General features: G+C 62.0%; 24 protein-coding genes. 7 read left to right on the top strand and 17 right to left on the bottom strand.

The window, feature by feature from the left end; all coding sequences use genetic code 11:
- The first annotated feature begins 11 nt into the window (after window positions 1-11).
- Both K4A76_RS23840 and K4A76_RS05025 read left to right on the top strand, forming a co-directional pair.
- Window positions 12-866, top strand: a complete 855-nt coding sequence (locus tag K4A76_RS23840; protein WP_443218412.1) for a hypothetical protein — start codon at window positions 12-14, stop codon at window positions 864-866.
- A complete protein-coding gene (locus K4A76_RS05025) occupies window positions 863-1,183 on the top strand; it encodes a hypothetical protein (RefSeq protein WP_274411671.1) in 321 nt (106 codons plus the stop codon). The genes K4A76_RS23840 and K4A76_RS05025 overlap by 4 nt, the downstream gene beginning before the upstream one ends.
- A gap of 395 nt (window positions 1,184-1,578) precedes the next feature.
- Here K4A76_RS05025 and K4A76_RS05020 read toward each other — a convergent pair whose 3' ends face one another.
- The 8 genes from K4A76_RS05020 to K4A76_RS04985 all read right to left on the bottom strand — a co-directional run bounded on the left by K4A76_RS05020 (window position 1,579) and on the right by K4A76_RS04985 (window position 9,911).
- The gene (locus K4A76_RS05020) at window positions 1,579-2,172 is read right to left on the bottom strand and encodes a hypothetical protein (protein ID WP_274411670.1); all 594 of its coding nucleotides are present in this window, start codon (window positions 2,170-2,172) and stop codon (window positions 1,579-1,581) included.
- Between the two features lie 232 nt (window positions 2,173-2,404).
- On the bottom strand, window positions 2,405-3,283 hold the full coding sequence (locus tag K4A76_RS05015; protein WP_126632426.1) for a helicase RepA family protein: 879 nt from the start codon (window positions 3,281-3,283) through the stop codon (window positions 2,405-2,407).
- Between the two features lie 3 nt (window positions 3,284-3,286).
- On the bottom strand, window positions 3,287-3,517 hold the full coding sequence (locus K4A76_RS05010) for a helix-turn-helix transcriptional regulator (protein WP_073663419.1): 231 nt from the start codon (window positions 3,515-3,517) through the stop codon (window positions 3,287-3,289).
- A 305-nt stretch (window positions 3,518-3,822) separates the two neighbouring features.
- Window positions 3,823-5,031 (bottom strand): tyrosine-type recombinase/integrase, encoded by a 1,209-nt coding sequence (locus K4A76_RS05005; protein WP_274412270.1) that lies wholly within the window; start codon window positions 5,029-5,031, stop codon window positions 3,823-3,825.
- A 307-nt stretch (window positions 5,032-5,338) separates the two neighbouring features.
- Window positions 5,339-6,916, bottom strand: a complete 1,578-nt coding sequence (gene guaA, locus K4A76_RS05000; RefSeq protein ID WP_009683420.1) for a glutamine-hydrolyzing GMP synthase — start codon at window positions 6,914-6,916, stop codon at window positions 5,339-5,341.
- 78 nt (window positions 6,917-6,994) lie between these two features.
- Window positions 6,995-8,464, bottom strand: coding sequence for an IMP dehydrogenase (guaB, locus tag K4A76_RS04995; protein WP_003255025.1), 1,470 nt, complete (start codon window positions 8,462-8,464; stop codon window positions 6,995-6,997).
- An 86-nt stretch (window positions 8,465-8,550) separates the two neighbouring features.
- A complete protein-coding gene (locus K4A76_RS04990; protein WP_054890223.1) occupies window positions 8,551-9,108 on the bottom strand; it encodes a hypothetical protein in 558 nt (185 codons plus the stop codon).
- A gap of 47 nt (window positions 9,109-9,155) precedes the next feature.
- Complete coding sequence (locus K4A76_RS04985; protein ID WP_274411669.1) at window positions 9,156-9,911, bottom strand: sulfite exporter TauE/SafE family protein; 756 nt, start codon at window positions 9,909-9,911, stop codon at window positions 9,156-9,158.
- Window positions 9,912-10,008: 97 nt separating this feature from the next.
- On the opposite strand from K4A76_RS04985, the gene K4A76_RS04980 reads away from it, so the two are divergent.
- The 4 genes from K4A76_RS04980 (at window position 10,009) to leuA (ending at window position 15,232) form a co-directional block, all read left to right on the top strand.
- Window positions 10,009-10,893, top strand: coding sequence for a LysR family transcriptional regulator (locus K4A76_RS04980; protein ID WP_274411668.1), 885 nt, complete (start codon window positions 10,009-10,011; stop codon window positions 10,891-10,893).
- Window positions 10,894-10,925: 32 nt separating this feature from the next.
- A complete protein-coding gene (gene xseA / locus K4A76_RS04975) occupies window positions 10,926-12,305 on the top strand; it encodes an exodeoxyribonuclease VII large subunit (protein WP_274411667.1) in 1,380 nt (459 codons plus the stop codon).
- 3 nt (window positions 12,306-12,308) lie between these two features.
- Window positions 12,309-13,136: a M23 family metallopeptidase gene (locus K4A76_RS04970; RefSeq protein ID WP_054912860.1), complete on the top strand. Its 828-nt coding sequence runs from the start codon at window positions 12,309-12,311 to the stop codon at window positions 13,134-13,136.
- Window positions 13,137-13,558: 422 nt separating this feature from the next.
- Window positions 13,559-15,232: a 2-isopropylmalate synthase gene (gene leuA, locus K4A76_RS04965; protein ID WP_009683414.1), complete on the top strand. Its 1,674-nt coding sequence runs from the start codon at window positions 13,559-13,561 to the stop codon at window positions 15,230-15,232.
- Between the two features lie 378 nt (window positions 15,233-15,610).
- Here leuA and K4A76_RS04960 read toward each other — a convergent pair whose 3' ends face one another.
- Genes K4A76_RS04960 through zwf form a run of 3 tightly spaced genes read right to left on the bottom strand, consistent with a single transcriptional unit; the run spans window position 15,611 to window position 18,478 of the window.
- Window positions 15,611-16,291, bottom strand: a complete 681-nt coding sequence (locus K4A76_RS04960) for a bifunctional 4-hydroxy-2-oxoglutarate aldolase/2-dehydro-3-deoxy-phosphogluconate aldolase (protein ID WP_009683413.1) — start codon at window positions 16,289-16,291, stop codon at window positions 15,611-15,613.
- Window positions 16,292-16,308: 17 nt separating this feature from the next.
- On the bottom strand, window positions 16,309-17,022 hold the full coding sequence (gene pgl, locus K4A76_RS04955; RefSeq protein WP_125920357.1) for a 6-phosphogluconolactonase: 714 nt from the start codon (window positions 17,020-17,022) through the stop codon (window positions 16,309-16,311).
- Window positions 17,009-18,478, bottom strand: a complete 1,470-nt coding sequence (gene zwf, locus K4A76_RS04950; RefSeq protein WP_009683411.1) for a glucose-6-phosphate dehydrogenase — start codon at window positions 18,476-18,478, stop codon at window positions 17,009-17,011. The genes pgl and zwf overlap by 14 nt, the downstream gene beginning before the upstream one ends.
- Window positions 18,479-18,689: 211 nt before the next feature.
- Here zwf and hexR point away from each other — a divergent pair, with 211 nt between their 5' ends.
- The gene (gene hexR / locus K4A76_RS04945; protein WP_172828429.1) at window positions 18,690-19,553 is read left to right on the top strand and encodes a DNA-binding transcriptional regulator HexR; all 864 of its coding nucleotides are present in this window, start codon (window positions 18,690-18,692) and stop codon (window positions 19,551-19,553) included.
- Here hexR and K4A76_RS04940 read toward each other — a convergent pair.
- From K4A76_RS04940 to K4A76_RS04915, 6 genes are all read right to left on the bottom strand, one after another.
- Window positions 19,546-20,400: a D-hexose-6-phosphate mutarotase gene (locus tag K4A76_RS04940; protein WP_009683409.1), complete on the bottom strand. Its 855-nt coding sequence runs from the start codon at window positions 20,398-20,400 to the stop codon at window positions 19,546-19,548. The genes hexR and K4A76_RS04940 overlap by 8 nt on opposite strands.
- A gap of 117 nt (window positions 20,401-20,517) precedes the next feature.
- Window positions 20,518-21,861 (bottom strand): carbohydrate porin, encoded by a 1,344-nt coding sequence (locus tag K4A76_RS04935; RefSeq protein WP_054890317.1) that lies wholly within the window; start codon window positions 21,859-21,861, stop codon window positions 20,518-20,520.
- Window positions 21,862-21,901: 40 nt separating this feature from the next.
- Entirely contained in the window at window positions 21,902-23,056 is a 1,155-nt protein-coding gene (locus tag K4A76_RS04930) for an ABC transporter ATP-binding protein (protein WP_029885492.1), read from the bottom strand.
- Window positions 23,057-23,059: 3 nt separating this feature from the next.
- Complete coding sequence (locus tag K4A76_RS04925; protein ID WP_009683406.1) at window positions 23,060-23,917, bottom strand: carbohydrate ABC transporter permease; 858 nt, start codon at window positions 23,915-23,917, stop codon at window positions 23,060-23,062.
- On the bottom strand, window positions 23,910-24,818 hold the full coding sequence (locus K4A76_RS04920) for a carbohydrate ABC transporter permease (protein WP_009683405.1): 909 nt from the start codon (window positions 24,816-24,818) through the stop codon (window positions 23,910-23,912). The genes K4A76_RS04925 and K4A76_RS04920 overlap by 8 nt, the downstream gene beginning before the upstream one ends.
- 178 nt (window positions 24,819-24,996) lie before the next feature.
- Window positions 24,997-26,283 (bottom strand): ABC transporter substrate-binding protein, encoded by a 1,287-nt coding sequence (locus K4A76_RS04915; RefSeq protein WP_173887714.1) that lies wholly within the window; start codon window positions 26,281-26,283, stop codon window positions 24,997-24,999.
- Window positions 26,284-26,337: the final 54 nt, after the last annotated feature.

Raw genomic sequence — 26,337 nt, 5'->3', positions numbered from 1 at the left:
AAGCGTCATTAATGACTATGGTCGGTTTGGCCTTGGTTTGCTGTTACCTCACTAAAACTATTCCTGACGTAATCGGCGGCATGATTAGCGGCACCTCAATGGGCGGCGGCTCGGCCATAGGCGGGATGGCAGTGGCCGGTGCTGCTGGTGCAGCTGCGGCGATGGCCACGATCGCAACAGCCGGTGCAGCGGCCCCAGCGGCGGCCGGCACGCTCGGTGCAGCCGGGGCGGGTACAGGTGTGGCCGGGGCAAGTGGCAGTCTGGCCAGTGCAATCAACTCCAGCTTTGCCGGCGCCAGCTCGGCCGGGGAAGTGGCGTCTTCCGCAGGGGGCATGGCCTCATCCGCGAGCGTTGGCACCAGTACAGGCGGCAGCGCTGCCGCCAAAGGGGCTAGCACCGCCGGTTCGCGGGTCGGCGGCGGCACCGCCAATACGGCCCCATCACCATCGCCCTCTCAACCTAGCAGCAGCGTACAGCAGGCCGTCAAACATGCCGGAAAGTCAGCGCAGGGAAATGATGGCAAGGAACAGCCTACGACACCAAAAGGTGGAGCCACCGGCTCCAATAACACGCTTTCGCAAGCGGCTAGTGGTGCAGCAAAAATGCTCGGCGTAATGGCATCAATGTCAGTGCCGGGTATGGAGAACGCGCATGCCTTGCATCCTGGCTCAGGATCTCCAGCACCTCTTCCAGAGGGTAGCGGTTCGGTGAGTCCGACTAATGAAGTGGAGTTAGCTGCTAAATCCACACAAGAGGAATCCAATGTCATCCGTCCCGCCTCCGACACCAGCCCTACCCCCGACCGCCTCGCAACGCTCCAGTTGCCCGGCATGACCTCGAACAACCAATCGGAAAACCAACCATGAGAGAAGTCCTTATGTTTGCTGGATTCATAGTACTCGCCTCAACGTTAGCCATAGGCATGTGGGCACTCGGTCGGTGGCTGCGCAGCAAAGGCTATGGGCCGCAGCTCGATAAGCTGGATCGCCAATACACAGCCTTGCAGCTTCGGATAAGCCCGCTCGCTTTATCGGCTTCCCATCGTATGTTTGCCGGGGCACAGATCATCAATCGTTTACCAATGCTGGGAAGCAAGAGTAGCGCCTGCCTGAACCAGCAAGTATTAACGGCCATCCAAGCTGCGAAGGAAGCGGCGAAACATGAGAACCGCGAAAAACTGTGACCGATGACCAGTCCCACGCCCCCGCCCTAGGGCGGGGCTTGCCTTCCAGACGGCGCGCAACTTACTCGTGAAATTTCATCACGGGAGCTTCGCCGTTAGTAATACGCACGGGCTTCGTACACCTACCCCGAGGCTGCAAGATTAGTAATACGCACGGACTTGTCTCAGCCCCCATTGACCAAACATTGCTGCTTGGCCATACGCCGCGGTCTGATCAACTTCTAGCCGATCAGCAACACTGACCATCACGTAAGCGTCTAGGCACTCCTGTTGCGCCTCGACGGATAATCGCCCTTTCCTTTTGGTGCTAAAACGGCCGTAGGCCGACTGTGCAAGGCCTGACCGCGCCTAAGCGCGGGCTGTGCCGCGCAGGACTGAATATCCTGAATATCCTGTTAACTCCGGGCGGGTGTGGCACGCACCGGGCGGGTGTGAAACGCTTCCGGGCGGATGTGACACGCCATCGGGCGAGTGTGAAACGCTTCAGGAGTTGCGAGCACCGCCTTTGTAATACGATCACCATTGAGCACAAGCCCAATTCGTCGTAGATCTTCAGCATCCTCCCTAAGCCTCTTTCGCGCATTGCGCATGTCTTGACTTGAGGCTTGTCCGGCAACCGCCACGATAACGGTGTCTAGATACCAACCGCCCGCTGGTACTACTTTGTGGCTTAAAAGGTGCCGAGCTATCGCTTGACTGATCCCGTGCTGGAGGCGAGCTATTGGGGCCGGGTCGTAATACAGGCTCAGATCATGTTCAAGGAGCATCATCAACGCAATTCCGAGCCGCACCCGCCATAGGTTCCGCGCTCCTCCTGTCAGAGGATCGGGACGTGTCATGGGGGAAGGGATAACGTGATCAATCAACCCGCCGATGATGGGAAAATCAAATTGCGTCGTTTCAATTGTGATCGTTGCAGCCCGAAGCTCGGCCAGCAGCTTTTCGAGCTGTGAGAAGCTGTAGCGGCTATCGGAAAGTGTCTTTCTCACTCGCGCGGGATCTACCAGAAGTTCTACGCCACCATCGGAGACAGGCCGCCGACGTTCTGCGCAGTACAGGACCGCTTCCAATACGTCCGCGTGTCTCTGCCCCAGTCGACCTGCTACACGGCAGCGCCCAAATGATGTCTCAGCCCAATCACCTTCGCGCAGACGCGGGCGCTGGCTAGGCTGATAAAGCATCACTCTGGCCTGTGCGATAGTACTGGTGGGGACCACGGAGTTACCACCGCTCATCATCACTTCCGTTTGCGAATTGCAGCGGGCTCCCCTTCCTCACTTCCGCCAGTTCAACCGGCACAAGAACGCCTCCTTCCTGGCGTTGGTACCACTGGTCGAGCGGGGTGGCATCGTAGTTCTGCTTGCTTACACCAAAACGGACAAAAAAACTGCGCCTGTCGTTGCCAATAGGCTGTCGCTCATAGGTGCGGTCACTCAGTCGCTTTGCTTCGTCCTCGGTCATCTTGGCCACGAAGCCGCACCAACGGGCATTGTCGATTAGAGCTGATGCACCACGCGCTGCCTGCTGCTGATCGGTTTGCCCCTCGCGGGCGCTACCCTTGCTGACATGATGAAGGTACAACACCGATGCTCCGGTGTTGGCAGCAACGTGCTCAAGCGTAGCGACAAGCCGCGACATGTCACCGTTGCTATTCTCGTCACGGTCGTGAATCCGGCTGAGTGTGTCCAGTACGATCAACCGGGCACCGTCGCAAAACTCGTTGACCCGGGCAAGATGCCGATCATCCATTACGTTCAGCCGCTTACCCATTATTGGCTCAAGGGTAAGGTTCCTCGCGATGGATTCACGTGCCTGCTGATTCAGGTGCCGACCGATGGCATGAATCCGGCGCACGAGTGCGGCTTCTGGGTCTTCTCCTGCGAAGTAGACGACGCGGCCAGCACATGCTGGGGCGAGCCCTACAAGATCCCCGCCTGCAACGCTGCATGCGATGGCCATTGCAGCTTCCAAAGCCCAAAAGCTTTTGCCTGTAGCTCCGGGAGCTACCAAAGCTCCTACTGTACCAGCGAGGAATCCCGGCCAAATGAAGTCTAGAGTGGGAGGCTCACTCTCGAACGCTTCCCGTAAGTCAATCGCCACAATTCAGGCTCCCATTCCTGGCCGCGGAGCCGGGCCACTGCCCTTGCATGCATCAATCCATTCTTCGACCTCGCACAGATCCCACACGACCTTGCGGCTACTGAGCGCAATCCGGCGAGGGAATTTTCCCTGCTTTTCAAAGTTGTAGATCGTGCGCTCGCATAGCGGAATCATTGCCAGCAACTGTTTCTTGCTGATCAATACTTTGCTCTCTTTTCTCGATTCTTTTTCCACAACGAATACCTCGTTCCGTCATCACTCGAGGTTCGATTATTGCCCCACATTTCCGGTAATTTCCAGCATATCTTCTAGTTTTTCCCTTATAAATCAATGTCTTAACCGTCCAACAAACGTCTAATTTCGGGACAGGGACAGTCACGCAATGCCTTGTTTTATCTGCAGTTTTATTAAGGAAATTCGATAGAAAAAAAGTGTCCCTGAAACGCCTATTTCGGGACGAAAAAAAACCCACCGAAGTGGGTATGTCGCCACAAACACATGCGAAGTCGTGTGCTCTGTTTGGCCAGTGAGGCTTAGAATCAATCCGCTACACGAGGTTTCCTAAGCGTCCACTCGTCAATCATGTCCGCCCAATCCTGCAACATCGCACGGCGCTGATCCCGATACTCGGCCTTGTTGTAAACGGCTCGCACACCTTTCTGTTCGTGCGCGAGGCACTTCTCGATCCAGTCGGAGTTGTAGCCCGCCTCATGCAACAGCGTGCTAGCCGTGCGGCGCAGGTCGTGGGGGCCGAATTTACCTAGCGGCACCCCCTCCTTTTGGGCAAGGCGATAGGTGAGTGTCAGTACCTGGTTGATCGTGGCGGCACTCATTGGCAAATCGGAGTCGTAGCGTGACGGCAGGATGTAATCAGAACCTCCGGCCAAAGTTTTCAACGCAATGAAGAAATCCAATGCCTGCCGGGACAGAAACACCAAATGAGGGTTTCGGCGCTTCATCCGCTCTTTGGGGATCGTCCATAGCGCCTCGCTGAAATTGATTTCACTCCACGTCGCATTGGTCAGCTCGCTTTTGCGCACCATCGTTAGCAGCAGGAGTTTGGCTGCGGCACGAACCGACGTCGCTGTTCCGATCCGATCCATGTACTGGTACATCAGCGCAATTTCATCAGGCGTCAGCGCCCGATCACGTGGTTCAAATTTGGCGATGCTGGCAGACCTCACTAGGTCCGCTGGGTTTTCAACCTTCTGGCCACGCTCAATGGCCCAGCGATAGACCTGTAGCACGATCTCACGGGAGTGGACAGCAGTTGCAGGCGCCCCCCGCTCAACTATCGCATCAGTCAGCGCCCGCAGATCCTCATGAGTGATTTCAGCGAGCTTCTGATTCCCAAACTTCGGCTTCAATTCGCGCTCATAGACTGACCGGCGCATATCTCGTGTCGAGTCCGCCATCTGGTAGCCGCGCAGCCATTTTTCAGCCCAATCATCAAAGGTCTCTGCGCCCTTGGTACGAGCCTTCGCACGCGCCTTTTCCTTAGCAGGGGACTTACCTGCGGCGATCATCTTCTTCGCCTCCCCTAGCCGCTCACGTGCCTCTGCCAGAGTGATCCCGCCCAAGCCATAACGACCGAAGGTGATGGTCTCCTGCCGGCCATTGATGGAGTAGTTGTAGCGGAAGGAGATTGAGCCGGCCGGTGTGACCGCCACGTACAAGCCATCGCGGTCAATCACCTTGTAGAGCTTGTCTTGCGGCTTGAGGTTTCGAAGCTTGGTATCAGTAAGCATGGCTTCCATTTATTCCATGAAAAAATACCATGCTCTGAAAAGCGCGGGAGAATGGGGCTTAACCCCAGTAAAACCGGGCCTCTTGGCTATCCCGATACCATGCCCATCCTGAAACAAGGGACATGGTATCAAGCGTCATGCATGGCATCAGATGCAGTTGGTACCCCGTACCATGCCATAAAAAAAGCATGCTTGGCGATGCAAAACGCTGCCTGAACTTGCCAGACCCAAAAAGCCGAAAGCCCGCAATTACGCGGGCCTCAGGGCATTTTTTGCTAGATCGTGCCGGGCAGTGCCGGACGCGGGATCATTCCCACTCAATGGTCGCCGGCGGCTTGCTCGACACGTCATAGGTCACGCGCGAGATGCCGTCGATTTCATTGATGATACGGCCGCTGACGGTTTCCAGCAGCTCGTACGGCAGGTGTGCCCAACGCGCGGTCATGAAGTCCACGGTCTCGACGGCACGCAGGGCCACGACCCAGGCGTAGCGACGGCCGTCGCCGACGACGCCTACCGACTTGACCGGCTGGAACACCACGAAGGCCTGGCTGGTCTTGTGGTACCAGTCGGCTTTGCGCAGCTCTTCGATGAAGATGTGGTCGGCACGACGCAGGATGTCGGCGTATTCCTTCTTCACTTCACCAAGGATACGCACACCCAGGCCCGGGCCCGGGAACGGGTGGCGGTAGACCATGTCGTACGGCAGGCCCAGCTCCAGGCCGATCTTGCGCACTTCGTCCTTGAACAGTTCACGCAGCGGCTCGACCAGCTTGAGGTTCATTTCCTCCGGCAGGCCACCGACGTTGTGGTGCGACTTGATCACGTGGGCCTTGCCGCTCTTGGCGCCAGCCGACTCGATCACGTCCGGGTAGATGGTGCCCTGGGCAAGGAACTGGATGTTTTCCAGCTTGCTGGCCTCGGCATCGAACACGTCGATGAAGGTGCGGCCGATGATCTTGCGCTTCTTCTCCGGGTCGGCTTCGCCTTCCAGGTTGTCGAGGAACTGCTTTTCAGCGTCGGCGCGAATGACCTTGACGCCCATGTTCTCCTTGAACATGGCCATCACCTGGTCACCTTCGTGCAGGCGCAGCAGGCCGTTGTCGACAAATACGCAGGTCAGCTGGTCGCCGATGGCGCGGTGCAGCAGCGCGGCAACCACCGAGCTGTCGACGCCGCCAGACAGGCCCAGCAGGACGTTGGCCGAACCCACTTGTGCACGCACCTGGGCGATGGCGTCTTCAACGATGTTGGACGGGGTCCACAGGGCCTCGCAGCCACAGATGTCCTGCACGAAGCGGGACAGGATGCGACCGCCCTGCTTGGTGTGGGTCACTTCCGGGTGGAACTGCACGCCGTAGTAGCCGCGGGTGTCGTCGAACATGCCGGCGATCGGGCAGCTTGGGGTGCTGGCCAATACATGGAAATTGCCCGGCATCTGGGTGACTTTGTCGCCGTGGCTCATCCACACGTCCAGGCCCAGTACGCCGTCAGCGTCGATGTGATCTTCGATGCCGTCGAGCAGGCGGCTCTTGCCGACCACGTCCACGCGGGCATAACCGAACTCACGCAGGTCGGAACCTTCGACCTTGCCGCCCATCTGTTCGGCCATGGTCTGCATGCCGTAGCAGATGCCCAGCACCGGCACGTTCAGGTCGAATACTGCCTGCGGCGCGCGCGGGCTGTTGGCTTCGTGGACCGATTCGGGGCCGCCGGCGAGGATGATGCCGCGCGGGTTGAATTCGCGGATCGCTTCATCGTCCATGTCGAACGGGTGCAGCTCGCAGTACACGCCGATCTCGCGCACGCGGCGGGCAATCAGCTGGGTGTACTGGGAACCGAAATCGAGGATCAGGATGCGGTGAGCGTGAATGTCGAGGGCCATGACTCAATCTCGTCAGTGGAAATCGGAAACGACGCGGGGCTGTCGTGACAGCCCCGCATCCTTGTAGTGCTGGAAGCCTTAACCTACGCGGTAGTTAGGGGCTTCTTTGGTGATCTGCACGTCATGCACGTGGGACTCGGCCATGCCGGCGCCGGTGATGCGTACGAACTCCGGCTTGGTGCGCATCTCTTCGATGGTTGCGCTGCCGGTGTAGCCCATGGACGAACGCAGGCCGCCCATCAGTTGGTGGATGATCGCCGCCAGCGCACCTTTGTACGGCACACGGCCTTCGATGCCTTCCGGTACCAGCTTCTCGGCACCGGCCGAGGAGTCCTGGAAGTAACGGTCGGACGAGCCTTGCGCCTGTGCCATGGCACCCAGCGAGCCCATGCCGCGGTAGGCTTTGTAGGAACGGCCCTGGAACAGCTCGACTTCACCTGGCGCCTCTTCGGTACCGGCGAACATCGAACCCATCATCACGCAAGAAGCACCGGCTACGATGGCCTTGGACAGGTCACCGGAGAAGCGGATGCCGCCGTCGGCGATCAGTGGCACACCGGTGCCCTCCAGTGCAGCGGCAACGTTGGCGATGGCGCTGATCTGCGGCACGCCGACGCCTGCAACGATACGGGTGGTGCAGATAGAGCCCGGGCCGATACCGACCTTGACCGCGTCAGCGCCGGCTTCGGCCAGGGCCTTGGCCGCAGCGCCGGTGGCGATGTTGCCGCCGATCACCTGCACCTGCGGGTAGGTTTCCTTCACCCAGCGCACGCGGTCGATCACACCTTTGGAGTGACCGTGGGCAGTGTCGACCACCACCACGTCAACCCCGGCAGCAACCAGGGCGGCTACGCGCTCGCCGGTGTCCTTGCCAGTGCCGACGGCAGCGCCGACGCGCAGGCGACCTTGGTCGTCCTTGCTGGCCAGCGGGTAGGCCTTGGCCTTTTCGATGTCCTTGACGGTCATCATGCCCTTGAGGTTGAACTTGTCGTCAACGATCAGGACTTTTTCCAGGCGGTGCTTGTGCAGCAGCTCGCGCACTTCGTTCTTGTCGGCGCCTTCGCGCACCGTGACCAGGCGCTCTTTTGGCGTCATCACGTCGCGGACCTTGGCGTCCAGGCGGTTTTCGAAGCGCACGTCACGGGAAGTGACGATGCCGACCAGGTCACCGTTGGCCAGCACTGGCACGCCGGAGATGTTGTTCAGGCGGGTCAGCTCGAACAGGTCGCGCACGGTAGCGTCGGCGTCGATGGTGATCGGGTCCTTGACCACGCCAGCCTCGAACTTCTTGACCTTGCGAACTTCGCCGGCCTGCTGCTCGATGGTCATGTTCTTGTGGATGATGCCGATGCCGCCTTCCTGAGCCATGGCAATGGCCAGGCGCGCTTCGGTCACGGTATCCATGGCGGCGGAAACCAGCGGAATGTTCAGCTCGATGCCACGAGTCAAACGGGTCTTGAGACTGACTTCATTGGGCAGTACCTCGGAATAGCCAGGTACAAGGAGGATATCGTCGAAGGTCAGGGCTTCTTGGCTGATACGCAGCATCGCGGGGGCTCCCGGGCGGGAAAAATGGAAGCGCGCCATTATACTCATGCACGGCGCGCCGCTCAATGCAAAATAAGGGCCTTCGGTCAGCCGTGTGGCAGTTTTACCTGCACCACCGTCACCGGCTGGTCGAGCCAGTCGGCGAAGCTGTCGAGAAAGGCCTGGGTAAACCCGGCCTCGCCCCAGTTGTTGAAGATGAACCCCAGGTTGGAAAAGGCACATGGCTGCAGGTAAATGAAGCCATTGATGTCATCTTCGAAGCCGCACAGCGGGCAGGTGAAGTTGTCACTGACCGCCGGCATCCATTCTTCCAGGCTTTCGAACAGCGGCTCGCCCACCTCGCGCCGGCACTGCGGGCAGCCGGCTTCTTCAAGAAACCCTTCGGTGGGGGTATAGATGCAACGCTTGAGCATCACTTCCAGGCCGTTGGCCTGCTCGCCAAAAGGCAACAGCTCAGGCCGCAGGGCCACCTTGCGGGCGCCTGCCGCCAGGGCGTGGCCCATGCGGTTGCCGGTACGGCCACAGGTGCTCAGCTGCTCCTCGACCACTTTCTCGCGTACCAGCCAGCGCACGATGGCACGGGCGCGGGCTTCGTGCACCGGCACGGTAGACAGCTTGGGAACGATAATGCTCTGGGTGTTCATGAACGGTACAAGCCTGCAAAACTGCGGTAAGGGCGCAATTCTACCGCTCAGGCGCCGAGGTAGCGACCGATCAGCGCCAAGCCGCTGGCCAGCACCAGCCAGGTGACCAGGCGCACAAAGGCTTCGCGCGACAGCCTGTGGGTCAGCCCACGGCCGACCCACAAGCCGATGAACATGACCGGCAGCAGGCATGCAGCCAGCAAGAGCAGGCTCTGGTCGGCGTAAACACCGGCGACCAGGAACAATGCCAGGCGCACCACCGTGCTGCAGCTGATCAGCGCGCTCTGGGTGGCGCGCACCTGTTCCTTTCGTTCCAGGCGTGCACTCAGGTACAGCACATAAAGAAAACCGCCGCTGCCGAACAGCGCCCCGAACAGCCCGCCTGCCGTACCCATTGGCACTGCCCAGAAACCCGACAGGTTCGCCGGCCGCACGTTGACCGCCAGGCTATACAGCGCGTAGGCCGTAACGAACAGGCCCATCAACAGCAACAGCACGTCAGACTGCAAACGCAGCAGGAACACCACGCCCAACGTGCAGCCCAGGGCCATGAACGGCAACAGCCGCAGCAACTCGCCGCGCACCACATCACGGCGCGAAGGCAGCAGGTTGCCGAAGGCGGCGACAAAATCGAGCAACACCAGTAGCGGGATGATCCGTGACAACGGCATGAAATGGATCAGCACCGGGCCCGCCACCAGGGCCGTGCCGAAACCGGCAATGCCAAAGACGACGTAGGCCACGCCGACGCCGAGCAGGATGGGCAGCCAGTCAAGGCCGGTGAGCGACAGTTCAGTGAGCATGGCAACAGTTCCAGGGAGCATAGGCAAAGGTTAGCCAGCTGAGAGCCATGCCGACTAATATGGCTTTATCGCCAAAGCCATCTCGAAAAGGCATGACATGACGTCCATCCGCCAGTTGCGTTACTTCGTGGAAATCGCCGAGTGCGGCAGCTTCAGCGGTGCCGCTGAACGCCTGTTCATCGCGCAGTCGGCACTCAGCCGGCAGATCAAGGAGCTGGAGCAGCAACTGGGCACGCCATTGTTCGAGCGCACCGCCCGCCTGCCGCGCCTGACCCCGGCCGGCCAGGCGTTGCTGGAGCGGGCACGGCGCCTGCTGGCCGACCTGGCGCAGGCAGAGCGAGTGACCCGCGATATTGGCCAAGGGTTGCAAGGAAGCTTGCGCCTGAACCACTCCAGCACCGTCCCGTTGACCGGCCCGCTGCTGGCGCGTTTGAGCGGTTACCTGCACGCTAACCCGGGGGTTGCATTGGACATCGCCCAGCAGTCGTCGGAGGCGCAACTGGAAGATATCGCTGCGGGGCGGCTGGATATCGGCCTGTTGCGCTTGCCGGTGCTTCGCCAGCATGAAGGCGTGGTGCTGCATGAGCTGTTCAGCGAACCCTTGCTGCTTGCGGTGGCGGCCGGGCATCCGTTGGCCGGTGTGGCGCAGGTGACGCTGCAACAGTTGCGCGACGAGCGCTTCATTTCCATTCCTCACCGTGAGCGCGGCGGGCTGAGCTACCTGGCGGCCTCGTTGTGCATGGATGCGGGCTTTTTCCCGCAGGCGGCGCAGGTGCTGTCGCGCAAAACGACCCAGTTGCAGCTGATCCAGGCAGGTTTTGGCGTGGCCCTGCTGCCGCAATGCATGCGCGATATTGCGCCGGCCTCTATCAGTTTCGTCACACTGGAGGGGGGCCGGGAAAGTACCGTGGCCCTGGCGTGCCGGCGCGATGCAGAGCAATTGGTGCGCCAGTTCGTGGCCGCGATGAAAGATCACGGCTAGCCCGCAACGCCCGGTAGGGTATGATGCCGGCCATGATCAAAGACCCTTTCGAACGACTCGGCCTGGACCGCGAGGTCCTGACGGTCAGCCAACTCAACGGCCGCGCCCGCGTGCTGCTCGAAGACGTGTTCCGCAGCGTGTGGGTGGAGGGCGAGATTTCCAACCTCGCCCGCCCGGCGTCTGGCCACATGTACTTCACCCTCAAGGACAGCGGTGCCCAGGTACGCTGCGCCCTGTTCCGGCAGAGCGCCACGCGGGTGCGCCAAGCGCTGCGCGATGGCCTGGCGGTGCGGGTGCGGGGCAAGGTTTCGCTGTTCGAGGGCCGGGGTGATTATCAGCTGATTCTCGACACCGTCGAGCCGGCGGGGGATGGCGCGCTGCGCCTGGCATTCGAGGCCTTGAAGGAAAAGCTCGGTGCCGAAGGGCTGTTCAGCGCCGAACGCAAGAAGCCCTTGCCTGCCCACCCGCAACGCATCGGTATCATCACCTCCCCCACCGGCGCGGTGATCCGCGACATCATCAGTGTGTTCGGCCGCCGCGCCCCGCAGGTGGAACTGAACCTGATTCCCACGGCGGTACAGGGCCGCGAGGCCATCGCCCAGATCGTGCGTGCCATCCGCCTGGCCGACGGCCTTGGCTTCGATGCGCTGATCCTGGCCCGTGGTGGCGGCTCGCTGGAAGACCTGTGGTGCTTCAACGAAGAAGCCGTGGCCCGCGCCGTGGCTGCCTGCGTCACACCGATAGTCAGCGCCGTGGGTCACGAGACCGATGTGTCTATCAGCGACTTCGTGGCAGACGTGCGCGCCCCCACTCCGTCTGCCGCCGCAGAGTTGCTGGCGCCCGACAGCAGCGGCATTCGCCAACGCCTGGACGGGCTGCAGCGGCGCTTGTTGCTGCGCATGCAGAACCGCCTGAGCCATGACCGCCTGCGCCTGGACTCGCTCACCAGGCGCCTGCGCCACCCAGGCGAGCGCTTGCGCCAGCAGGCCCAGCGCCTGGACGACCTGGACATGCGCCTGCGCCGGGCGTTCCTGCTCAGCCTCAACAAGCGCCGGGAGCGTTTGGCGCGGGCAGAAACCCGCCTGGCCGCGCAACACCCGGGGCGCAACCTGAAGCTGCTGGCCCAGCGCCTGGACAGCCTGGCAGAGCGCCTGCCACGGGCCATGCGCGAACTGCTCAAGGACCGCCGCCAGCGCTTCCAGGCCCAGTTGCAGACGCTGCAGGTGGTCAGCCCGCTGGCCACACTGGCGCGCGGCTACAGCATCCTGCTCGACGACCAGGGCCAGGCGATCCGCAGCGCCGAACAGACCCGCAACGGCCAACGCCTTACGGCACGCCTGGACCAGGGCGAGCTGCTGGTGCGCGTGGAAGACAATCACCTGACTCCGGTCACCCTTTCGCTATTGGACTGACACATGCCCCGCCTGCTTGCCTCCCTGTTCGCCCTTTCCCTGTTACTGCTGGCCGGCGGCGCCCAGGCCAGTTACATCACGCGTGCGCTGAACAAGCCGGTGCCCGGCGGCGTGGCGGTGGTCAACCTCGGCCCTGCCGCCAGCGCCCCCGAAGCGCGCTTCGACGGCAAGCCGGTGCTGGTGGTCAAGGAGCAGGACAACTGGCTGGCCATTGTCGGAATCCCGCTGACCCAGAAGCCGGGTACTGCCGTGCTCAGCCAAGGCGGGCGCAACCTGCCGTTCAGCGTGGGTAGCAAAAAGTACCCCGAACAGCGCATTACCCTGAAGAACACACGCCAGGTCAACCCGAACCCCGCCGACCTCAAGCGCATCGACCGCGAGCTGGCTGAGCAGATCAAGGCCTATCGCAGTTTCAGCCCAGCCCTGCCCAGCAACCTGATCCTCGACAAGCCGGTCAACGGCCCGCTGTCGAGCAAGTTCGGCGTGCGTCGCTTTTTCAATGGCGAGGAACGCAACCCGCATGCCGGGCTGGACTTCGCGGTGCCGGCAGGTACGCCCATCAAGACTCCGGCCAATGGCAAGGTGATTCTGGTGGGGGATTACTTCTTCAATGGCCGCACGGTATTCGTGGACCACGGCCAGGGCTTCATCAGCATGTTCTGCCACATGTCGAAGATCGATGTGCAGGTAGGGCAGCAACTGCGCCGGGGCGAGGTAGTCGGGCGCGTGGGCTCAACCGGGCGGGCTACCGGGCCGCACATGCATTGGAACGTGAGCCTGAACGACGCGCGGGTGGATCCGGCGATTTTCATCGGGGCGTTTCAGCCCTGAGACCACAGCGCCAGCCTCGCCGACAACCCCCGCCTCCACAGCGTTCCAGCACTGTGACAGTGCTGTGGAAGCTGGCTTGCCGGCGATGAGGCGAGAATAGGTCAAGGGGGTTCCACTGTGTTGCGCCAGCTAAAACTACTGCGCAACAATGAACAACCCCTTGGAAAAATACAGCCATAAAATCTCGCTCATACGCTTTTTTTAAGCATTCCTCTCAATTTTTTCCGAACGCTTGCCATCCCCCACCCCACTGGTTAAGTTTGAAGGCATGAAAACCTTCAGCACCCTCATCCTGCTCCGACAACATCGCAGCCTCAGCCTGGTCAGCGCACGACTACCAGGCTGAATCGCGTCGCCTCGCCTCTTCATCTTGTTATCGCTCGGCAGGCCCGATTTCGGCCGCACACAAAAGGATTGCTTCCATGTCCATGCTCAAAGACCCTTCGAAAAAATACCGCGCCTTCCCGACTATCGACCTGCCTGACCGCACCTGGCCGTCGAAGACCATCACCGCAGCGCCCATCTGGTGCAGCTCCGACTTGCGTGATGGCAACCAGTCGCTGATCGAGCCGATGGATTCGGAGAAGAAACTGCGCTTCTGGAAGACCCTGGTTCAGGTGGGCGTGAAGGAAATCGAAGCGGCGTTCCCGTCTGCCTCGCAGACCGATTTCGACTTCGTGCGCACCCTGATCGAAGACGGCCACATCCCGGACGACACCACGATCCAGGTGCTCACCCAAGCCCGTGAAGACCTGATCGCGCGTACCTTCGAGTCGCTGCGTGGCGCGAAAAAGGCCATCGTCCACCTGTATAACGCCACCTCCCCGGCGTTCCGCCGCATTGTCTTCAACCAGGACAAGCAAGGTGTGAAAGACATCGCGGTGAACGCCGCCAAGCTGTTCGTCAAGTATGCCGCCCAGCAGCCCGAAACCCACTGGACCTTCCAGTACTCGCCAGAAACCTTCAGCGCGACCGAAATGGAATTCGCCAAGGAAGTGTGCGACGCGGTCATCGAGGTGTGGAACCCGACGCCAGAGCACAAGGTCATCCTCAACCTGCCGGCCACCGTGGAAGTGTCCACGCCGAACATCTACGCCGACCAGATCGAATGGTTCTGCCGCAATGTCAGCCGCCGCGACAGCGTGATCATCAGCCTGCACTGCCACAACGACCGTGGCACCGGCATTGCCGCCACCGAACTGGGCCTGATGGCCGGCGCCGATCGCGCCGAAGGCTGCCTGTTTGGCAACGGCGAGCGGACCGGCAATGTCGACCTGGTGACCCTGGCACTGAACCTGTACACCCAGGGTATCGACCCGCTGCTGGACTTCTCCGACATCGACGGCGTGCGCAAGGTGGTCGAAGAGTGCAACCAGCTGCCCGTGCACCCACGCCACCCTTATGTCGGCGACCTGGTACACACTGCGTTCTCCGGCTCGCACCAGGACGCCATCCGCAAGGGCTTCGCCAAGCAGCAGGAAGGCGAGCTGTGGGAAGTGCCGTACCTGCCGATCGACCCGGCCGATATTGGCCGCAGCTACGAGGCGGTCATCCGCGTCAACAGCCAGTCGGGCAAAGGCGGCATCACCTACCTGCTCGAGCAGGAGTACGGTATCAGCCTGCCGCGCCGCATGCAGATCGAGTTCAGCCAGGTTGTACAGGGTGAAACCGACCGTTTGGGCCTGGAAATGACCGCTCAGCAAATCTACAGCCTGCTGCACAAGGAATACCTGCAGGCCAACGCGCCATACGCCCTGGTCAGCCACCGCCTGCAGGAAGAAAACGGCCACAGCGCCGTGGAAGTGGAAGTCGCCGGCGAAGGCGAAACCACCCTGCACTGGCGCGGCAAGGGCAATGGCGCCCTGGAAGCCCTGGTTGCCGGCCTGCCGGTTGCCGTGGAAATCATGGACTACAACGAGCACGCGATTGGTGCTGGCACCAACGCCAAGGCGGCGGCCTACATCGAATTGCGCGTGGCCGGTGGCCGCCCGGTGCACGGTGTGGGTATCGACGAAAACATCACCACCGCCAGCTTCAAGGCACTGTTCAGCGCCCTGAACCGCTCGCTGAGCCAGCAGGAAGCCAAAGCGGCCTGAGCCCTGCCTGCTGAATGAGAAAGCCCGCATCGTTTGATGCGGGCTTTTTTGTTGGCCTTGTACTGGCCCTATCGCTGGCAAGCCAGCTCCCACAGGGTACTGCACAGGCTTCGAGTGCTGCGATATTCCTGTGGGAGATCACACAGCCCTAAGGGCTGCGCTGTCGCGCAGTGAACTCGATTCATAAGCCCGGCGCGGCCCTGTGGGAGCGGGCGTGCCCGCGAACACCGGCGCAGCCGGTGCCATGCACCGCGCTGGATGCTTCGCGGGCGCGCCCGCTCCCACAGGGTACGCGGTGCACCCGGCGCTGCAAGAAAGCCAGGCAAAAAAAAGGGGCGCCGACCAAGCGCCCCATAAGCCGTAAAGCACACAACAAATTCAGTTGGCGTCCACTAGCGCCATCGCCTCGGCACTGCACGCTTCGATCCGCGCCCAATCGCCATTCTTGATCCAGCTGCTGTCGAGCATCCAGGTGCCCCCTACACACATCACGTTGGGCAAGGCCATGTAATTGCGCACATTGGCCGGGTTCACACCACCGGTTGGGCAGAAGCGGATATCGCCGAAAGGCCCGCCGAACGCCTTGATCGCCGCCACGCCACCGCTGATTTCCGCTGGGAACAGCTTGAAGCGACGGTAGCCCAGGGCATACCCCAGCATGATTTCAGACGGCGTGCTGATGCCTGGCAGTAGCGGGATCTCGCTGTCCACCCCGGCCTGGAGGAGCTCCGGGGTAATGCCTGGGGTGACGACAAATTGTGCACCTGCGGCTTCAACGGCGGCGAACATACCGCGGTCCAGAACAGTGCCGGCGCCCACGCAGAGCTCCGGGCGCTGCTTGCGCAGTACCTCGATGGCCTTCAGCCCAAGCGGTGAGCGCAAGGTCACTTCGAGGGTACGGATACCGCCAGCAGCCAGTGCGTCAGCCAGCGGCAGGATGTCTTCCTCACGGGCGATGGTGATCACCGGCAGAATGCGCGCCTTTTCGCAAATGGCGTCGATCCGCGCGGCTTTGTCGGCCATCGAGAGCTTGGACTGTGGGCGTTCAAGGGTGGTCATGACTGTGGATCCTTGGCTCATGGGCACCAGTAGATGTCCAGGGGGGCGTGAAGAAAAGCGCGAATCGGCATTTCGGTAAGGTCGTTGCCAGCCAGCGCGGCGCGCAGGGTGGCGAGTTTGCCCTGGCCCTGCACGGCCAGCGCGGTAAAGCCGGCACTGGCCAGCAAAGCGCGGGTCATCGACAGGCGCTGGTGCGGCACGCTGGGCGCCAGCAACGGCAGGCAGCGACGTTGGCCAGCCAAGTCCAAGCCTGCTTCCAAGTTCGGGCTGGCCGGGAACAGCGAAGCGGTATGGCCATCGTCCCCCATGCCCAGCACCAGCACGTCGATCTGCGGCAGCTCGGCCAACGCCTGGTCGGCCATGAGTGCGGCGGCGTCGAGGTTTTCCGCCTGCTGGTACAGGCCAATGAAGCGGGCCTTGGCCGCATTACCCTGGAACAGGTGACGGGCCAGCAGGCCCGCATTGCTGTCGGCGTGCTCTACCGGCACCCAGCGTTCATCGGCCAGGCTGACGGTGACCTTGGCCCAGTCCAGCGCTTCGCTGGCCAGTTTTTCCAGGAAGGGCACCGGGCTGCGGCCACCGGACAACACCACGCAGGCCTGCCCCTTGGCAGCAACCGCAGCGCGCAGGCGCTCGGCCACGTCGTGGGCCTGAGTGGCGGCCAGCGCCTCGGCGTCTGCCAACTCGTGTACGTTCACGACCGCTGGCAGTTTCAGTTCAGATATCCCCATACCACGCCCTCCCATCGCGTGTGATCAGTGCAATCGAGCTCATCGGCCCCCAGGAGCCGGCCGCGTATGGCTTGGGCGCATCGCCCGCATTACGCCAGCCGGCGATCAACTGGTCGCACCACTTCCAGGCATACTCGATTTCGTCCTTGCGCACGAACAGGTTCTGGTTGCCGCGCATCACTTCGAGCAATAGCCGCTCGTAGGCATCCGGAATCCGCGCACTGCGCCAGGTATCGGAAAAATTCAGCTGCAGCGGGCCACTGCGCAGTTGCATGCCCTTGTCCAGCCCCTGCTCCTTGGTCATCACCCGCAACGAAATGCCTTCGTCCGGCTGCAGGCGGATGATCAGCTTGTTGCCCACCTGCAAACGCTGTTCCGGGGCGAAGATGTAGTGCGGGGTTTCCTTGAAGTGGATAACGATCTGCGACAGCTTCTGCGGCATGCGCTTGCCGGTGCGCAGGTAGAACGGCACGCCTGACCAACGCCAGTTGCGAATGTCGGCACGCAGGGCGACGAAGGTTTCGGTATCGCTCTGCGCGTTGGCATTGTCTTCTTCCAGGTAGCCCGGTACGGGCTTGCCATCGCTGTAGCCGGCAATGTACTGGCCACGCACCACGCGGGTGCTCAGGGCGTCGCCCGTGATCGGTGCCAGTGCCTTCAACACCTTCACTTTTTCGTCGCGAATGGCATCGGCAGACAAGTCGCTGGGCGGGTCCATGGCGATCAGGCACAGCAGCTGCAGCAGGTGGTTCTGGATCATGTCGCGCAGTTGCCCGGCCTTGTCGAAGTAGCCCCAGCGGCCTTCGATACCGACCTTTTCGGCAACGGTGATCTCCACATGGGAGATGGAATTCTGGTTCCACTGGGTTTCGAACAGGCTGTTGGCAAACCGCAGGGCAATGAGGTTCTGCACGGTCTCCTTGCCCAGGTAGTGGTCGATACGGTAGACCCGGCTTTCCGGGAAGAACCGCGCGACAGCGTCGTTGACCCGGCGTGACGATTCCAGGTCATGGCCAATGGGTTTTTCCAGCACTACCCGGGTGCGCGCCACCAGACCGGCCTTGTCGAGGTTCTCGCAGATGGCCCCGTATACAGCCGCGGCGGTGGCGAAGTAGGCGATCAACGGCAGCTCGCCGGGCAACTGCTCGGCCAGCGCCTGATAGCCTTCAGGCTGCAGGAAGTCCAGGTGCAGGTAGCTCAGCCGGGCGAGGAAGCGCCCCAGTGCGGCCGGCTCGATATCGGCCTCGGGCACATGCCGGCGCAGGTGCGCTTCGATGTGATCCAGGTGCGCCTGCGCACTGCCGGCCTCACGCGCCAGCGCCAGCAGACGGGTGTCGGGGTGCAGCAGATTGGCGCGGTCGAGTTGGTACAGCGCAGGAAACAGCTTGCGCAGCGCCAGGTCGCCGAGGGCGCCAAACAGGGCAAAGGTGCAAGGTTCGACACTGATTGCAGCCATGATGTTGGTTCTTTCCTAAAGTTGGTCTAGGAATACCGCTTTCACATACGGTTTTCAAGGGGAAATGTAGTAAAAACCACAACATTACATACAAGTGATACAGACAAGTGGTACACCAACCGCACCGACAGTACGATAGACGACCGTGCAAAAAGCCTGCTGCTCCCACAGCCGGCTGCCTTCCCGACCCAAGGACATACCCATGGACCGCGTGCGAAACCTCCTGGAACAGATCCAGGGACGCCTCGACGAGCTGAACAAGGCCGAACGCAAAGTCGCCGAAGTCATCCTGCTCAACCCGCAACAAGCCACCCGTTTCAGCATCGCTGCGCTGGCCCAGGCGGCCAAGGTCAGCGAGCCGACCGTCAACCGTTTCTGCCGCTCGTTCGGCGTCAGCGGCTACCCCGAGCTCAAGCTGCAACTGGCACAGAGCCTGGCCAGCGGCGCCGCCTATGTCAGCCGCGCAGTAGAGGCCGACGATGACCCGGCGGCCTATACCCAGAAAATCTTCGCCAGCGCCATTGCCTCACTCGACAGTGCCTGCCAGCAACTGGACCCGATGCAGGTCAGCCGTGCCGTGGACATGATGATCCAGGCCCGGCAAATCCACTTTTTCGGCCTTGGCGCCTCCGCCCCGGTGGCCCTCGATGCACAGCACAAGTTCTTCCGCTTCAACCTGGCGGTATCGGCCCATGCCGACGTGCTGATGCAGCGCATGCTGGCCTCGGTGGCCCACACCGGTGACCTGTTCGTGATCATTTCCTACACCGGGCGCACCCGCGAACTGGTCGATGTGGCCCGCCTGGCCCGCGAAAACGGTGCCTCGGTACTGGGCCTGACTGCCGCCGGCTCGCCCCTGGCCAACGCCTGCAGCCTGAGCCTGCATATCCCGCTGCCCGAAGACACCGACATCTACATGCCGATGACCTCGCGCATCATTCAGCTGACCGTGCTCGATGTCCTGGCTACCGGCATGACCCTGCGCCGTGGCGTGGATTTCCAGCCGCACCTGCGCAAGATCAAGGAAAGCCTGAACGCCAGCCGCTACCCGATCGAGGACGACGAACTCAACTGAGCCGGTGCGCCTGCAAACGCAGGTGGGCACGTTGCCCCGGCGCCAGGCTCAGGCCCTCGCCGCTGCCACTGGCAGCCTCGACGCAGACAAAGCCCTGGCATTCCCGCCCGGTCACGCCCATTAACGGGCGATTGCCCGGGTGCCAGACCACCGTGTCGTCGCTGTCGCCCGTGTCGATGCACAGCTCGCGCTGCCAAGCCGGGTCCTGCAGTTGTACCCGGGGCGTGCCCGGGTAGACCTTCTGGCAGCCGCCCTTGAGCTTCAGCGCACCGCCCTCGCGGCAGGCCTGACGGTTGAGCCGGTCATAACCCTGGATATCCTCCAGCCCAGACAGCGCTATCTCGGAAACGTGACTGATACGCCAGTAGGCCAGCAAGGCATGGCTCAACTGGCAGGGTTGGCTGTCCTGGTGCTCGGTGCTCAGGCTCAGCTCCATGCGGCTGCCCAACCGGGCATGCAGGTCGACCTGCCAGTCGCACAGGTCCAGCTGCCACTTCAGGCTTACGCCCTCCTCGTCCTCGCGGCTGTCCACCAGCTTCCAGTCCAGCAACCGCGCCCAGCCATGCGCCGGCCACAGGTCTTCGCTGGGGTGGCGGCCATACCACGGCCAGCACACCGGCACACCACCGCGTATCGCCCCCACTTGCGGCCACTGCTCGGCGCACCACAGCCAAGGCCGCTCGCCCGCCGGCTGAAAATGCAGCAGTTGCGCGCCCTGGCGGCTGAATACCGCCTGGCAACGGGGGTGGTCGATGATCAGTACATCGCGCTGCTGGTAACGCTCCCACTCGAATGTCGGCCGCGGCCGCTGCGAGGTGAAGAAGCGATGGAGCGGATGTTCAGGCATGGGTCAGAGCTCTTTTTGTTTGAGATAGCGCTGTCTCGGCCTATCCCCAACACCCACTGCAGGGCAGTGGGTGCCGGGCGCCGAAAATGGATTGGCGTAAATTTACAACAATTGCCCTCAGAATGACGACTGAATCTTCAAGCCGGCGACCAGCGCATTGTCCACTTGGTCAACCCCACCCGGGCTCTTGATGTACTGCAGGTTGGGCCGCACGGTCAGCCAGTTGGTGACGTGGAAGCCGTAGTACAGCTCGGCGTTGTACTCGGTGCGCTGCAATGGCATGAAGCCTGGGTTGTCGTAATCGTCGATGCCGTTCTGCGCGTTGATCAGCTCGGCACGCTTCTTCACGTCGTCGTTCACATGGATGCGTGCCACGCCAAAGCCGATGTCATCCTTGGGCCGGGCGTCGAACGCGCCTTTGTACACCAACCCCACCTGCTGGTAGTTGTCGACCACGTTGGTGGCCTTGTCGTGCACGGTGAAGTTGGCGAACAGGCTGAGGCCGCGGTTCACATCCCCGGCATGGGCGGTGACCTGCTGCTGCGCCACCACCCACCAGCCATGCTTGCTGGAGTGCGACTTGAACGCGTTGCCGGTGAGACCCTGCGGGTTGCCGTTGACGTCGTCGTAGACATCGTCGGCCTTGGCGGTGCTGTAGTAGTAGCCCAGGCGGTACTCGCCCGGCAGGCCGTTGACCTTGGGTGACCACACCGCCTCCACCGGCAGGATCGCGCCCTTGGTGCCGCTGCCACTGAGTTTGAAGCCGTTGCCGGTTTCCAGGTTGGAGGGGTTCTGCTCGAAGGCACCGACCTGCACGAAGAAGTCCGGGGTGATGTTGTACTTCACCCGCAGCGCCCACTGGCTGACCGGCCAGTTGTACCAGATGCCGCCTACCCAGTTGCCCACCTGCGAACCGCAGAAGGCCAGGTTCTGGAAGTCGCACGGGAAGCTGTTGAAATCCTCGCCCGGGCCGTAGCGGCCGACTTTCACATCCAGTGCGCCGTCGAAGTACTTCTGCTTGACCCACATCTGGGTCAGGCGCCAGGTCTGGCCGCGCCCCCACACCTCCTGCACCGAGCTGAACTGCCCGGCGCGCGGGTCGCTGATGCGGTCGTTGGACAGGTTACGGCCGCTACGCTCGGTGATCGCCAGCTTGAATTCGGCATCGTGCCAGCCAAAGATCTTTTGCAGGTCCAGGTGCGCGCCAAGGGCGAACTGGTCGCTGTAGCGCGCGGTTTTGTCGTCGTTGTAGCCGCCATGCAGGTTACCGGCCACTTCACCCACGTAATCGAGGGTGAAATCGTAGCCCTTGTCCAGCAGCTCGGTACGGGTGCCGCCCCAGTCGCCGGTCATCCACTTCGATTCGCTGGAAAATGCCTCGGCAGCTTGTGCACTGGCGCTGCCAACCACGGCGAGCAATGCCAGCGACCCCAATGTCTTGATACGTTTGCGCTGTTCCATCCCTTTGCGTCCTCTTTTTCTTATTGATGATGTAGACGAATTAACGGCCTTTGAAGTGAGCCACGTTGTCCTTGGTGGCTGCGGCAGTGCTGGCCAGGTGCAGCCGCTCGCCGCTGTTGGCGTCGAACAGCAGCACCCGCGCCGGGTCCAGTTGCAGGTTGAGGTTGTCGCCAACCTGGCAGGCCACATCGGGCGCCAGGCGGCAGCACACCTTGGTCTGGTTGAGGGTGACGAATACCAGCAGGTCCGGCCCGGTGGGTTCGGTGACCTGCACTTCGGCACGAATGGCCGGCAGGCCGTTGCCCTCGCTGGCCCCCAGGGCGATCTGCTCAGGGCGGATGCCCAGCAGGATTTCACGGCCATCCTGTTCATTGGCGGCCAGCCCCAAGGGCAGCTCGCAGCGCGCCTGGCCGCTGTCGAGCAGCGCCAGCAGGCGGCCATCCTGTTGCTTGAGGCGGGCCGGAATGAAGTTCATTGGCGGCGAGCCGATGAAGCTGGCGACAAACTGGTTGGCCGGGTCGTTGTAGATCTGTTGCGGGGTACCGAACTGCTGGATGATGCCATCTTTCATCACCGCAACCTTGTCGCCCAGGGTCATGGCCTCGATCTGGTCATGGGTGACGTACACGGTGGTGGTCTTCAGGCGCTGGTGCATCAGCTTCATTTCGGTACGCATCTCGACCCGCAGCTTGGCGTCCAGGTTGGACAGCGGCTCGTCGAACAGGTAGATCTTCGGCCGCCGCGCCAGCGCCCGGCCCATGGCCACGCGCTGCTGCTGGCCGCCCGACAGCTGCGCCGGTTTGCGCGCCAGCAGGTGCTCGATCTGCAGCAGCTTGGCCACCCGCGCCACCTCTTCATCGATTGCCGCCTGCGGCAGCTTGCGGATTTTCAGGCCAAATTCGATGTTTTCGCGCACGCTCATGGTCGGGTACAGCGCATAGGACTGAAACACCATGGCGATGTCGCGGTCCTTGGGGCTCATGCCACTGACGTCCTGCCCGTCGATGAGAATGGCCCCGCCGGTGATCTGCTCCAGGCCGGCGATGCAGTTCATCAGGGTCGATTTGCCACAGCCCGACGGGCCAACCAGGATCAGGAACTCGCCGTCGCTGATCGACAGCTGGATGTCCTTGAGGGTATCGGGCAGGCCGGTGCCGTAGGTCTTGTTTACATTGCGCAGTTCGAGCGTTGCCATGACTTACCCCTTGACTGCGCCGGCCGTCAGCCCGCGCACGAAATATTTGCCTGCCACCACGTAGACCAGCAGGGTTGGAAGGCCGGCGATCATCGCCGCCGCCATGTCGACGTTGTATTCCTTGGCGCCGGTGCTGGTGTTCACCAGGTTGTTCAGGGCCACGGTGATCGGTTGCGAGTCGCCGCTGGAAAACACCACGCCGAACAGGAAATCGTTCCAGATCTGGGTGAACTGCCAGATCAGGCAGACCATGATGATCGGCGTCGACATCGGCAGGATGATGCGGCGGAAAATGGTGAAGAACCCGGCGCCATCCAGGCGCGCCGCCTTGACCAGCGCATCCGGGATACTCACGTAGAAGTTGCGGAAGAACAGGGTGGTGAAGGCCAGCCCGTAGACCACGTGCACCAGCACCAAACCACTGGTGGTACTGGCCAGGCCAAGCTTGCCGAGGGTGAACGAGGCCGGCAGCAACACTGTCTGGAATGGCAGGAAGCAGCCGAACAGCAGCAGCCCGAAGAACAGCTGCGACCCGCGGAAGCGCCACATCGACAGCACATAGCCGTTCAACGCGCCGATGGCGGTGGAGATCAGCACCGCCGGCACGGTGATCATGATCGAGTTCCAGAAGTAACCGCTGACCGTGCCCCAGGCCTTGACCCAGCCAATGCCGGTGATCACCGCGGGCCAGCTCAGCAGGTTGCCGGTGCTGATGTCTTCCGGGGTTTTGAAGCTGGTCAGCAGCATCACCACCAGCGGCACCAGGTACAGCAGCACGGCAATCAGCAACACGCCATGGATGGCGATACGGCCAAGGCTCAGTGCCGGTTTTTCGGCAGGGCTATTCGATGCGCTATGCATGGCGTTTGCTCCGCAGCTCCGAGTACAGGTAAGGCACGAGGATCGCCAGAATCGCGCCCAGCATCAGGATGGCGCTGGCAGAGCCCATGCCCATCTGGCCGCGGCTGAAGGTGAACGAGTACATGAACATGGCCGGCAGGTCGGATGAGTAACCCGGGCCACCGGCGGTCATCGCCGCCACCAGGTCGAAGCTCTTGATGGCAATGTGCGAAAGAATCATCAGCGCACTGAAAAACACCGGGCGCAGGCTGGGCAGCACCACTGTCCAGTAAATGCGTGGCAGGCTGGCACCGTCGATCTGCGCAGCGCGGATGATGGACTGGTCAACCCCGCGCAGCCCGGCCAGGAACATGGCCATGATGAAGCCCGATGCCTGCCACACGGCGGCGATCACCAGGCAGTACACCACCCGGTCCGGGTCGATCAGCCAGTCCAGCCGAAAACCCTCCCAGCCCCAATCGCGCAGCAGCTTGTCCAGGCCCATGCCAGGGTTGAGCAGCCACTTCCAGGCGGTGCCGGTAACGATCATCGACAGGGCCATGGGGTACAGGTAAATGGTCCGGATAAAACCTTCGCGGCGAATGCGCTGGTCCAGCAATACCGCCAGCAACACGCCAATGGCCAGGCTGATGGCGATGAACAGGCCGCCGAACAGCAGCAGGTTCTTGCTGGCCACCCACCAGCGATCGTTGTCGAACAGCCGGGCATATTGCGCCAGGCCCGCCCACTTGTAGGTGGGCAGGAAGGTCGAGGTGGTGAAGGACAGCACGAATGTCCAGAGGATGTAGCCGTAGAAGCCCACCAGCACAATGAACATGCTCGGTGCCAGCACCAGCTTGGGTAGCCAGCGCTGCAGCGCGTCCAGGGGTGAGGCCCGCAATTGGGCGGTAGTTGTGGTCATGGTTCACCTCAAAGGCGCTGCACTCCGGGTAGGAGCGGCCTTGCGTCGCGATGGGCTGCAGCGCAGCCCTGAGGACTCAAGTTCGACACCTACCTGAAAGATCGAGTGCGCAGGTTTGGGGCTGCTGCGCAGCCCATCGCGACGCAAGGCCGCTCCTACAACGGGACCGCGTCAGCCTTTACTGGGCCGCCTTGATGGCCGCCGCCAGCTTCTTCGCCGCATCGGCCGGGTCGGCCTTGGGGTCGTTGATGTAGTTGGTCACCACATCGAAGAACGCGCCCTGCACGGCCAGCGTGGTGGCCATGTTGTGCGCCATGCTTGGCTGCAGGCCGCCCGTCTTGGCGTCGGCGAGGAAGTCCTTGGCGGAGGTTTGCGCGCAGCTGTCGAAGCCATACTTGCCCATGTTGCCGAGCATGTCGTTACGCACCGGAATCGACCCTTTGTTGATGCTGAAGACCTTCTGGAAGTCCTCGCCCAGCACCTTGCGCGCGATGTCCTGCTGCCCGGCGGATGTTCCGGCGTCGTTCTGCTTGAACACCACCAGCGAGTCGATGTTGTACAGGAAGGCCTTGTCAGTGCCGGGGAATGGGACGCACTGGTAATCCTTGCCGGCGGTTTTCTTCGCCAGGGTCCATTCGCTCTTGGCCCAGTCACCCATGATCTGCATGCCGGCCTTGCCGTTGATGACCTTGGCCGCTTCCAGGTTCCAGTCCTGGCCCTTGCCATCCTGGTCCATGTAGGTGGCGACCTTTTTCAGCTCGGTCAGTGCCTTGACCATTTGCGGGCCAGCCAGGGTGGCGCTGTCGAGGTCGACCAGGGCCTTCTTGTAGCCGTCGACGCCCATTACTGCCAGGACCACGTTTTCGAACACGGTGCTGTCCTGCCAAGGCTGGCCGCCATGGGCAAGCGCAATGAAGCCGGCGGCCTTGAGCTTGTCGGCAGCGGCATAGAATTCGTCGAGGGTGGTGGGCGCCTTGTCGATGCCGGCTTTCTTGAAGACTTCGGGGTTGATCCACAGCCAGTTGATACGGTGGATGTTGACCGGCACGGCAACGTAGTCACCGTCGTACTTCACGGTATCGGCGACCTTCTTGTCGAGCAGCGAGTCCCACTTTTCTTCCTTGGCCACGTCCTTGAGCACATCGGCATCGAGCAGGCCGGTGGCCGCCCAGTCCTGGATGTCCGGGCCCTTGATCTGCGCCACACCGGGTGGGTTGCCGGCGACTGCGCGGCTCTTGAGTACGGTCATGGCGGTGGCCCCGCCGCCGCCGGCAACGGCGCCGTCCTTCCAGGTGAAACCGTCTTTCTCGACTTGCGCCTTGAGCACATCGACCGCTGCTTTTTCACCGCCAGAGGTCCACCAGTGCACCACCTCTACACTGCCTTTGCTTTCAGCGGCGCTGGCGCCCAGCGGCAGTAAGGAGGCGAGCGAGATAGCAGCGGCGAGACAGAGTTTGGAATTCATCGAAGCACCTTTCTTGTTGTTATGCGTGCAAGTCAAACGCTTGCGTTGCATGGA

The sequence above is a fragment of the Pseudomonas sp. NEEL19 genome, from assembly GCF_028751975.1.
In the GTDB taxonomy this organism is placed as follows: Bacteria; Pseudomonadota; Gammaproteobacteria; order Pseudomonadales; family Pseudomonadaceae; genus Aquipseudomonas; species Aquipseudomonas juntendi.
The sequence above is the reverse complement of the archived record's forward strand: the minus strand, read 5'-3'. Positions and strand labels throughout refer to the sequence as shown.